The organism is Nonomuraea sp. NPDC059023 (assembly GCF_042740095.1).
In the GTDB taxonomy this organism is placed as follows: Bacteria; Actinomycetota; Actinomycetes; order Streptosporangiales; family Streptosporangiaceae; genus Nonomuraea.
In genome coordinates this window covers 1-1,555 of record NZ_JBHYIO010000125.1, presented here as the reverse complement: position 1 = coordinate 1,555, position 1,555 = coordinate 1, and the positions used below count along the sequence as shown (strand labels likewise).

Here is a 1,555-nt window from a genome sequence, read left to right as displayed (position 1 = left end):
GGACTGTGTGCTTTGTGGTCAAGTCCTCGGCCTATTAGTACCGGTCAGCTCCACACGTTACCGTGCTTCCACCTCCGGCCTATCAACCCCATCGTCTCTAGGGGGCCTTACCCACTCTCGTGGTGGGAGACCTCATCTCAAGGCGAGCTTCCCGCTTAGATGCTTTCAGCGGTTATCCCTTCCGAACGTAGCCAACCAGCCGTGCACCTGGCGGTACAACTGGCACACCAGAGGTTCGTCCGTCCCGGTCCTCTCGTACTAGGGACAGCTCCTTTCAAGTCTCCTGCGCGCGCAGCGGATAGGGACCGAACTGTCTCGCGACGTTCTAAACCCAGCTCGCGTACCGCTTTAATGGGCGAACAGCCCAACCCTTGGGACCTACTCCAGCCCCAGGATGCGACGAGCCGACATCGAGGTGCCAAACCATCCCGTCGATATGGACTCTTGGGGAAGATCAGCCTGTTATCCCCGGGGTACCTTTTAGCCGTTGAGCGACACCGCTTCCACATGCCGATGCCGGATCACTAGTCCCAGCTTTCGCTCCTGCTCGACCCGTCAGTCTCACAGTCAAGCTCCCTTGTGCACTTACACTCGACACCTGATTGCCAACCAGGCTGAGGGAACCTTTGGGCGCCTCCGTTACTCTTTAGGAGGCAACCGCCCCAGTTAAACTACCCACCAGACACTGTCCCCGATCCGGATCACGGACCAGAGTTAGACGTTCAAAACGACCAGAGTGGTATTTCACCAATGACTCCACCATCACTAGCGTGACAGCTTCCCAGTCTCCCACCTATCCTACACAAGACGCTCCAAACGCCAATGTCAAGCTGTAGTGAAGGTCCCGGGGTCTTTCCGTCCTGCTGCGCGTAACGAGCATCTTTACTCGTAGTGCAATTTCGCCGGGTCTGCGGTTGAGACAGCGGGGAAGTCGTTACGCCATTCGTGCAGGTCGGAACTTACCCGACAAGGAATTTCGCTACCTTAGGATGGTTATAGTTACCACCGCCGTTTACCGGCGCTTAAGTTCTCACCTTCGCACAGTTACCTGCGCTAAGCGGTCCCCTTAACGTTCCGGCACCGGGCAGGCGTCAGTCCGTATACATCGTCTTACGACTTCGCACGGACCTGTGTTTTTAGTAAACAGTCGCTTCCCCCTGGCCACTGCGACCCCCACCAGCTCACAAAGCTAGCCTGATCACCAGCAGAGGTCCCCCTTCTCCCGAAGTTACGGGGGCAATTTGCCGAGTTCCTTAACCACAGTTCACCCGATCGCCTTAGTATTCTCTACCTGACCACCTGAGTCGGTTTAGGGTACGGGCCGCCACAACACTCACTAGAGGCTTTTCTCGGCAGCATAGGATCATCCACTTCGCCACAATCGGCTCGGCATCACATCTCACCCTCCATGTGTCGCGGATTTGCCTACGACACGGGCTACATGCTTACCCCAGGACAACCATCGCCTGGGCTGGACTACCTTCCTGCGTCACCCCATCGCTTACCTACTACTCAATCGGTTCGAGCGTTCGGCCACAGCCAGACCCGAAGGCCT

Annotated in this window: 1 rRNA gene; it reads right to left on the bottom strand. The window is 57.0% G+C overall.

The annotated features are described in order from the left end of the window. Nucleotides 1-14 precede the first annotated feature (14 nt). Nucleotides 15-1,555: ribosomal RNA gene (locus ACFWYW_RS59330) — 23S ribosomal RNA — on the bottom strand; the annotation flags it as partial.